Source organism: Chamaesiphon sp. OTE_75_metabat_556 (assembly GCF_031378165.1).
Taxonomy (GTDB): domain Bacteria; phylum Cyanobacteriota; class Cyanobacteriia; order Cyanobacteriales; family Chamaesiphonaceae; genus Chamaesiphon.
In genome coordinates this window covers 1-7,608 of the sequence record NZ_JANNDR010000077.1, presented here as the reverse complement: position 1 = coordinate 7,608, position 7,608 = coordinate 1, and the positions used below count along the sequence as shown (strand labels likewise).

General features: G+C 45.8%; 10 protein-coding genes and 1 pseudogene. 10 read left to right on the top strand and 1 reads right to left on the bottom strand.

Annotation, left to right across the window (positions count from 1 at the left end; all coding sequences use genetic code 11):
• Positions 1–615: 615 nt before the first annotated feature.
• The 7 genes and pseudogenes from RMO27_RS03845 (at position 616) to nrdR (ending at position 5,626) form a co-directional block, all read left to right on the top strand.
• The gene (locus RMO27_RS03845) at positions 616–927 is read left to right on the top strand and encodes a hypothetical protein (RefSeq protein ID WP_309729284.1); all 312 of its coding nucleotides are present in this window, start codon (positions 616–618) and stop codon (positions 925–927) included.
• 687 nt (positions 928–1,614) lie between these two features.
• Positions 1,615–1,899 carry a hypothetical protein gene (locus tag RMO27_RS03840; RefSeq protein WP_309729282.1) on the top strand — a complete coding sequence of 95 codons (285 nt, stop codon included), beginning with the start codon at positions 1,615–1,617 and terminating at the stop codon, positions 1,897–1,899.
• A gap of 41 nt (positions 1,900–1,940) precedes the next feature.
• Positions 1,941–2,105 carry a PEP-CTERM sorting domain-containing protein gene (locus RMO27_RS03835; protein ID WP_309729280.1) on the top strand — a complete coding sequence of 55 codons (165 nt, stop codon included), beginning with the start codon at positions 1,941–1,943 and terminating at the stop codon, positions 2,103–2,105.
• A gap of 134 nt (positions 2,106–2,239) precedes the next feature.
• Positions 2,240–2,688: pseudogene (locus RMO27_RS23720) on the top strand (GNAT family N-acetyltransferase).
• Positions 2,689–3,246: 558 nt separating this feature from the next.
• On the top strand, positions 3,247–4,776 hold the full coding sequence (gene psbB / locus RMO27_RS03820) for a photosystem II chlorophyll-binding protein CP47 (RefSeq protein ID WP_309729274.1): 1,530 nt from the start codon (positions 3,247–3,249) through the stop codon (positions 4,774–4,776).
• A 103-nt stretch (positions 4,777–4,879) separates the two neighbouring features.
• A complete protein-coding gene (locus tag RMO27_RS03815) occupies positions 4,880–4,978 on the top strand; it encodes a photosystem II reaction center protein T (RefSeq protein WP_309729272.1) in 99 nt (32 codons plus the stop codon).
• Positions 4,979–5,104: 126 nt separating this feature from the next.
• A complete protein-coding gene (gene nrdR, locus RMO27_RS03810; RefSeq protein ID WP_309729270.1) occupies positions 5,105–5,626 on the top strand; it encodes a transcriptional regulator NrdR in 522 nt (173 codons plus the stop codon).
• Here the strand turns inward: nrdR and RMO27_RS03805 are convergent.
• A complete protein-coding gene (locus RMO27_RS03805; RefSeq protein WP_309729268.1) occupies positions 5,574–6,236 on the bottom strand; it encodes a TetR/AcrR family transcriptional regulator in 663 nt (220 codons plus the stop codon). The genes nrdR and RMO27_RS03805 overlap by 53 nt on opposite strands.
• Before the next feature lie 51 nt (positions 6,237–6,287).
• Between RMO27_RS03805 and RMO27_RS03800 the strand changes: the two genes are divergently transcribed.
• The 3 genes from RMO27_RS03800 to RMO27_RS03790 all read left to right on the top strand — a co-directional run.
• Complete coding sequence (locus RMO27_RS03800) at positions 6,288–6,704, top strand: (2Fe-2S) ferredoxin domain-containing protein (protein WP_309729266.1); 417 nt, start codon at positions 6,288–6,290, stop codon at positions 6,702–6,704.
• Between the two features lie 26 nt (positions 6,705–6,730).
• Positions 6,731–7,168 (top strand): SRPBCC domain-containing protein, encoded by a 438-nt coding sequence (locus RMO27_RS03795; RefSeq protein WP_309729264.1) that lies wholly within the window; start codon positions 6,731–6,733, stop codon positions 7,166–7,168.
• 47 nt (positions 7,169–7,215) lie between these two features.
• On the top strand, positions 7,216–7,608 hold a 393-nt coding region (locus RMO27_RS03790; protein ID WP_309729260.1), incomplete at its 3' end, for an SRPBCC family protein.

Sequence of the window (7,608 nt, the reverse complement as noted above, 5' to 3'; positions counted from 1 at the left end):
TGCAAAGACATAACAAGGCTTTTAGGAACCAATTCAGTCCTAACAGCCGATTTTTTGTGTCTATATACCGAATAAGTGGGTATTAATTTCGACTTGTTTGCACGCGATCGATCGGGAATACTTGTTTGTTGATTTTTGAAGAAGATACCTCACCCACTACAGATGAAAAGTGTTTCCCCCTCTTATTAAATAATTCAGATCTTCTACCAGAGTTAGATAACCCTACACACCCTACACTATTAGCTTATAGTAACGGTTTCAACCCTACATGTAGGGTGCATCAACCCTACACACCCTACACTAAATTGGAGAAAATAGCCCCTAAAGTAGGCGATCGAGTCCACATCCCCGCCTGTGGGAAGTTTGGGAAAATCGAACGAGTCCAAGCTCGACATTGACGGATCATTCACCGTCAATCTGAGGCTGCAACCCAATAGGGACAACGATAATGCTTATTCGGTGGTGAATCCTCCATCAATGTCGTGAAAAATAACCGACTGAGCGTGTCATCATAGTTTTGCCGAATAAGCAATCAATCCCAACCAACACGCACTAAAAATCGCCTCAAGCGAAAGCACGGGCGAAAAACACAAAAAACTACCCTTATTATCCCCTATGGCTAAGAAATTACAAACTCCCAAAAAGGTTAACGCCGATTTGACGTTAGAGCATGTTGGCAAAACTGACATCAATACTAGAATCGCTAATGTCGATACTAAATTCACCCAATTAGAGGGGAAGATCCACACTGTTGAGGCAAAGCTAGAGGGGAAGATCGATAAGGTGGATGCCAAGTATGAAGAGCGAACTAAGCTGGGATTTTGGGGCTTCATCTTTCGGGGTACAGCACTAGCAGCACTGGCAGCATTAATGGCGGTCTTTGTGAAATACCTATTTCCGATACTACCATCAGCACCAAGGCTGTAATAAAAGGTGTCAGTAGACTGAGGGTGTCAGTAGACTGATACTTCCGCAAATAGATTAATTGAATTAAAATGCATCCACGCCTTTCTAGGAGAAACGTGCGAACACAGTACCCAACAAACTAGACAAAAACGATCGACACCCAAAAAGGATGTCGATCGACACCAAATAAAACTACCCTCATTATCACCTATGGCTAAGAAGCTACAACCTCCCGACAAGTTCAATTTGATGACCGAGCGATCGATTTCTAGATCCACCAAACCAAGTAAAAAATCATGAAAAATAAACAAGGTTTTCGCTATCCCAATGAAGAGATCCATTTTCCTTCAAGTAAAATTTGTTGCTGTTACTGCGATTGCCGCAATGATGTCACATATTACGATTCTGAAAACCGAGAATTTTGCTTTCTGCATCAAGATCTCGATCTGGACAGATAGAAGCAGGGATGGGTCGATTGAATCCAATTAGCCGTGGTGCCCAGTATCTCGATATTGGGCTTTATTCCACAATGATGAAAAGTCTTCTGGATCTTGATTTTCAAAATCTTGGTTGAAAGCTGTGGGTAAATTCTTAGTAGGTGCCCATATAATCGAAATAGCCCCCACCAGTGAAGGCGAGGGCTATTTCGATCGAAAGACTGTTACTAGCAGCGCGATCGATATCCAACATATTTAATTACGAAACATTATGACACAAGCTAACGACCAACCCAGTGACAGAGAGAGAGCGGTCGATCGACAGTTCCGCATTCTCGATCGACGACTGACGAGGCTCGAAGAAACCCAGTTAACGGGGAAAGAAATTAACTCAGGGTTCGATCGAGTGTATGACGAGATTGACGCGCTCGAAGAACAGATTAATGCCAGATTCGATCAATTAGAGGGTGAGGTCAGAGAGTTGAGAACAGAAACGAACGGGAAACTCGATCTTATCCTACGGCGGCTGACGGGGATGGGACAAGGCAACGAATGAATTACGTGATGATACAGACACGGAAAATATAATTTATCAAAATGAAATTCAAACATTTTCTCAAAGCTACTGCTGCTCAATTTGTGGATAACTTCACTATTTCAGGAAGTGCGACTAATTCCCCCGCCGTTCCCGAACCGTTAAGTTTCATTGGTACCTTAATCGGTGGAGCAGCGGCATTGAGAATGAGAAAGAAGCTTCGATGATTCGTCAGGGTTGGGAGTGTGAGCCTTCGTGTTTCCATGCGAATTTCACAACTGAATATCATTGTTTGCTGGGGATGATTTAGAGTAGGTAACAGCATTGCTAGTCATCAACTACTCAAACATTTAGTGCGCCAATGAACGTCCACTCTATTCGGTTTTGCGATCGCAGAGAAGATATCGACATCCCTCAACTGCAAGAACTTCTGAATCGAAGTGCATTCTGGGCGGTAGATCGACGAGTCGAAGATCTCCAAATTGCGATCGATCATAGCGAACCAGTGGTATCGGCTTGGGATGAAGACAAATTAATTGGTTTTGCCAGAGCAACTTCTGACGGGATCTATCGAGCGGCGATTTGGGATGTTGCGATCGATCCCGATTATCAACGCCTAGGCTTAGGTCGCAAATAGTCGAAACCGTGCTCGCTCATCCCTACATCCAGCGAGTCGAGCGGATCTATCTGTTCACCACTCACCACCAACGTTTCTACGAGCAGCTCGGATTTGTCACCAATAGTAGTACTGCGATGGTACTGACTAGCTCACAATCGATCGCCACAGCAAACAATGAGATCGAAGCTTAAAAGATCGATGACCCTAAGTTGACAGATTCTTGCTAGTTCCCAACTACTACTCACGCTACGGCTTCAACCCTTACTTATAAATGGGTTGTCATCAGGCAGATCGAGCGAGCCTAAAATTGACCTATCCCCTGTCTTGATTCGCTGCTTGGTGCAACGCACGCTGTAGACGTTGGCGAAGCCTCTCCGTAGGAGATACGAAGCGAGGCGTGTCGCTAGACGGAAACCTCAATGCGTAGGGCTTTGCCCCGCCGAAGGCGTATGCATCCGCTAAACCGTCGGGAACTAAAGGCGTGCGCGAATCGCTACCCTCTAATCCCTAACTTCTATTATTAACATTTGTAAACATTCTGAGGATAAATCTTAATTAAAATAGGATTTGCAAAAGTGCTAGAACCACTATGCGTCTAGTCGTGTGGATGTTTGAGGCGATCGACAGGCACAGAATGAATTTGGTAAGATCGCCTTGCCTCAGAGGTTGGAAGCGGATAACATAATGCATGAGATTATTTAAAAAATAAGAATTTTCGTAGACACCTATTTTAAGGAGGATCGTAGTCGATGGGACTACCCTGGTATCGTGTGCATACAGTCGTCCTGAATGACCCAGGTCGGCTGATATCCGTGCATTTAATGCACACAGCTTTAGTTGCTGGTTGGGCTGGTTCGATGGCTCTATTTGAACTATCAAACTTCGACCCTAGTGACGCAGTTTTCAACCCCATGTGGCGACAAGGCATGTTTGTCATGCCTTTCATGGCACGCCTTGGCATTACCAAATCTTGGGGTGGTTGGAGTATTGTTCCAGGTGAATCAGCAGCAGATGCTGGCTTCTGGTCTTTTGAAGGTGTAGCTACCGCTCACATTATTCTGTCTGGGATGCTGATCTTGGCATCGATTTGGCACTGGGTCTACTGGGACTTGGAACTGTTCACAGATCCTCGGACGGGCGAACCCGCATTAGATTTACCCAAAATGTTTGGGATTCGCTTGTTCTTATCTGGGTTACTCTGTTTCGGTTTCGGAGCATTCCACCTAACTGGTCTATTTGGGCCGGGGATGTGGGTAACTGACCCATTTGGGATTACTGGGCATGTAGCTCCAGTTGCGCCAGAATGGGGGCCTTCTGGGTTCAATCCCTTCAATCCTGGTGGCGTAGTCGCTCACCACATTGCTGCGGGTACCGTGGGGATTATTGCTGGTTTATTCCACTTGACTGTCCGTCCGCCCGAACGTCTTTACAAAGCACTGCGGATGGGAAATATCGAGACTGTATTGTCTTCTAGTATCGCCGCAGTATTCTTCGCAGCTTTTATCGTTGCTGGAACTATGTGGTACGGATGTGCAACAACACCGATCGAGTTATTCGGCCCGACGCGCTATCAGTGGGATAGTGGTTATTTCCAACAGGAAATTCAACGTCGCGTTCAAACTAGCATCGAAGATGGTAAAACTGAAGCTCAAGCTTGGCAGGCAATTCCTGACAGATTGGCATTCTATGACTATGTCGGTAATAGCCCTGCCAAAGGCGGACTATTCCGCACGGGGCCAATGAATAAAGGCGATGGGATCGCCCAAGGTTGGCAAGGACACCCAGTATTCAAAGACTCTGAAGGTCGAGTACTGAGCGTGCGTCGTCTGCCCAACTTCTTTGAAAGTTTCCCTGTAGTCTTGACTGATTCCGAAGGTGTTGTACGTGCGGACGTACCATTCCGTCGGGCAGAATCGAGATACAGTTTCGAGCAAGCTGGGATTACGGCTAGCTTCTACGGTGGTGCTTTAAATGGTCAAACCATTAAAGATCCCACTTTAGTCAAGCAGTTTGCCCGCAAAGCTCAAGGTGGCGAAATCTTTGAATTCGATCGTGAAAAACTCGGCTCTGACGGTGTATTCCGGACTAGTCCGCGCGGTTGGTTCACTTTCGGTCATGCTGTGTTCGCTTTATTCTTCTTCTTCGGTCATCTCTGGCATGGTTCGCGGACGATCTACCGCGACGTATTTGCTGGTGTAGAAGCCGATATGGAAGAGCAAGTCGAATTCGGTCTGTTCCAGAAATTGGGAGACCCAACTACTCGTCGTAAAGAAGCCTAGAAATCTGGGTGTCGGGGGCGTTAAACTTGGTACTACCTAAGTTAATATCCCTCGATACCCTGACTGTTTGTTAAACTAAAAGTTATCCCATAGGATTCTGACAATGGAAGCAACTATTTATATTTTGGTCACGACGTTGGCTTTGGGTGTAGTCTTTTTTGCGATCGCTTTTCGCGAACCACCCAAAATTCCGCGCAAATAAGCAACAATTCAGTTGAGTCACGATCTGAGCTAATCTAGAGACATCTCTAGTCAGCTCAGATTTTGCTTTTTAAGGCAGTAATTATTAATTGCTGATAACTCCCAACTCCCAACTCCCAACTCTCTAATGCAATGTTCATACTGCCAATATACAGATAGTCGGGTCTTGGAATCTCGATCGACAGAAGCCGGACAGAGTATTCGTAGACGGCGAGAGTGTCTCAAGTGCAAACATCGCTTTACGACTTACGAACGATTGGAATTCGTCCCCGTTACTGTCATCAAACAAGATTCCCGTCGCGAATATTTTGACAGATCCAAGCTGTTGAGGGGGATGATTCATGCCTGTCAAAAAACCGGCCTCACCCCGGATACTCTCGAATCGATCGTTGATGATATTGAATCTCAACTCCAAACGCGTACCCTCAGAGAGGTGACAACTGCCGAAATTGGCGAATTGGTGCTGCGAGAATTGCGCCCACTGAGTGAAGTTGCCTACGTCCGATTTGCGTCTGTTTATCGCCAATTTCAAGGCATTCGCGACTTTGTAGATACATTACATCAGTTGAATGAAGTCAGAAGTCAGGAGTCAGAGGCTAACAATCTAAAAATGAGTCGAGCTTCGGTTTCACTTCCATTGGATTCTTAGTCAGGTAAGACAGCAATAAGTTGGAAACTTCACGTTCAAACTGACCATCGCAAACAAAATTGGGATATTCAATTACTGCGGCATGGCAGAGAGCGTCAACAGTCCGACTCAGAATGAATACTGTCAGATCGATGTTTTGCGGCTGAATGACATCGCGCCATCGATCGAGATATGTCCGCAATAGTTCGGTAATCCGTTTATCGGCTTGTTGCATTTGGGGCGAGCGTTCCGAGCAGGGGATTTCTTCGCTCAGTACTTGATGTAGTCGGGGATTAATGGCATGAGCAGCGACTACGGCTTTGATAATTTCGGGAATGACGATCTCTAGTGGCGAATCAAACAATCGATCGAGTTTTATCTCGATTAATTCAGCCATTTCAGTCACGTGTTGTTCCACCAGTGCAGCCAGCAGGGATTCTTTATTCGGGAAGTATTGATAGAGCGAGCCGATACTAATTCCCGCTCGCTCGGCAATCCGATTGGTATTGGCTTTGTCATAGCCTTCCTCCACCAAAATGCGAGTAGTTGCTTCTAAAATTGCGTCAACGGTGACTCTGGATCGATCTTGTCGTGGCAGTTTACGGGGCTTTGTGGCAGGTTTGTCGGGCATAAACACACCTAAGTAGAAAGCGAGTTGGCAATACGAGTATTAACTCATATTATGGACTTAATCAGCGATCGAGACATCATGAATGCAACTAAATATCGAGTGTTTGTGTGTACGAGACAGCGTGGCAATTTAGATAATCCTGAAAACTGTTGCTTTAATTGTGGTGGGGTAGAGATTTACCAAGCTTTTCGCGATGAGATCGATCGACAACAATTAGCAAATCGAGTTGAAATCCGGCAGTCGGGATGTCTCGATCGTTGTGAGTCGGGGACGGTGGTAGCCGTGTATCGGGCTAGTTGGCAAAATTTCATGTGGTTGCCCGATAAAATTCAGCGCAAACTCCGAAAACTATTGTTTCCCAATCGGCATTTATACGGTCATCTGAAGCGTGAAGATATTCCTGAGATCGTCGAGAGCCATCTTGTGAATGGACGACCGCCAAAACGCTACCAGATTGTCAGCAATTAATCAAAATTATCGATCGCGAAAGATATATGGCCAGACAATTAATTACCAGCATTGAAATCGACGCTTCGCCAAATGTTGTTTGGGAAATTCTCACTGAATTCGACAGGTTCGATCTATGGAACCCTTTTATTCGATCGATCGATGGTAAGGCAAAGATCGGTACTAAATTAAAAGTAAAAATTCAACCACCTGGCGGTTCCGCTATGATATTTCGACCCGTAGTGCTCGCCGCAGATCCAAACAAAGAATTGCGGTGGTTGGGACGGGTCATATTGCCAGGGATCTTTGATGGCGAACACCGCTTTCAAGTCGAGCCTCTCGGCGATCGCCGAGTCAGATTCGTGCAGAGCGAAAAGTTTTCGGGGTTGCTCGTGCCCTTCTTCTGGCGTAGTTTAAATATACAGACGCGACGCGGATTTGAAGAGATGAATCAAGCGTTGAAATTGCGATCGGAACAGCAATAGGCAGTTTTCAGAAACCAGGATTCAGGTAATTTATATCCAATCGATCGATGATTTCATCAGTAGTTAGTATCCAAGTTTCGGTAAGTCCGATCAAGGCTTTTGGGCATGTTGTCCCGATCGATCTCACCTCAATCTTTAGAGGTTATGGTTTATTGCCCGCAGTGATTCGGACAGCGGCTCAAACTGGAAATTGGGACACAATCGGACAGACGAGAATAGTGCATTTATCAGATGGCAGCTATGCCCACGAACGGCTGACACAGTACAATCGTCCGCGCTATTTCGCCTATGTAGTCAGCGATTTCTCTGGTGCCTTGGGATTTTTAGTCAGATCAGCAACGGGAGAATGGTGGTTTGAGAGTGATGATACTTCAGTCGATCGCACGCTGATTCGCTGGAAGTACACATTTATGCCGAGATCTTGGTTCGCAGTTCCGCTG

Bases quoted from the DNA above. Each gene is read 5' to 3' on its own strand.
- RMO27_RS03845 (WP_309729284.1), top strand. From the start codon at position 616: ATGGCTAAGAAATTACAAACTCCCAAAAAGGTTAACGCCGATTTGACG.
- RMO27_RS03840 (WP_309729282.1), top strand. From the start codon at position 1,615: ATGACACAAGCTAACGACCAACCCAGTGACAGAGAGAGAGCGGTCGAT.
- RMO27_RS03835 (WP_309729280.1), top strand. From the start codon at position 1,941: ATGAAATTCAAACATTTTCTCAAAGCTACTGCTGCTCAATTTGTGGAT.
- psbB (WP_309729274.1), top strand. From the start codon at position 3,247: ATGGGACTACCCTGGTATCGTGTGCATACAGTCGTCCTGAATGACCCA.
- RMO27_RS03815 (WP_309729272.1), top strand. From the start codon at position 4,880: ATGGAAGCAACTATTTATATTTTGGTCACGACGTTGGCTTTGGGTGTA.
- nrdR (WP_309729270.1), top strand. From the start codon at position 5,105: ATGCAATGTTCATACTGCCAATATACAGATAGTCGGGTCTTGGAATCT.
- RMO27_RS03805 (WP_309729268.1), bottom strand. From the start codon at position 6,236: ATGCCCGACAAACCTGCCACAAAGCCCCGTAAACTGCCACGACAAGAT.
- RMO27_RS03800 (WP_309729266.1), top strand. From the start codon at position 6,288: ATGGACTTAATCAGCGATCGAGACATCATGAATGCAACTAAATATCGA.
- RMO27_RS03795 (WP_309729264.1), top strand. From the start codon at position 6,731: ATGGCCAGACAATTAATTACCAGCATTGAAATCGACGCTTCGCCAAAT.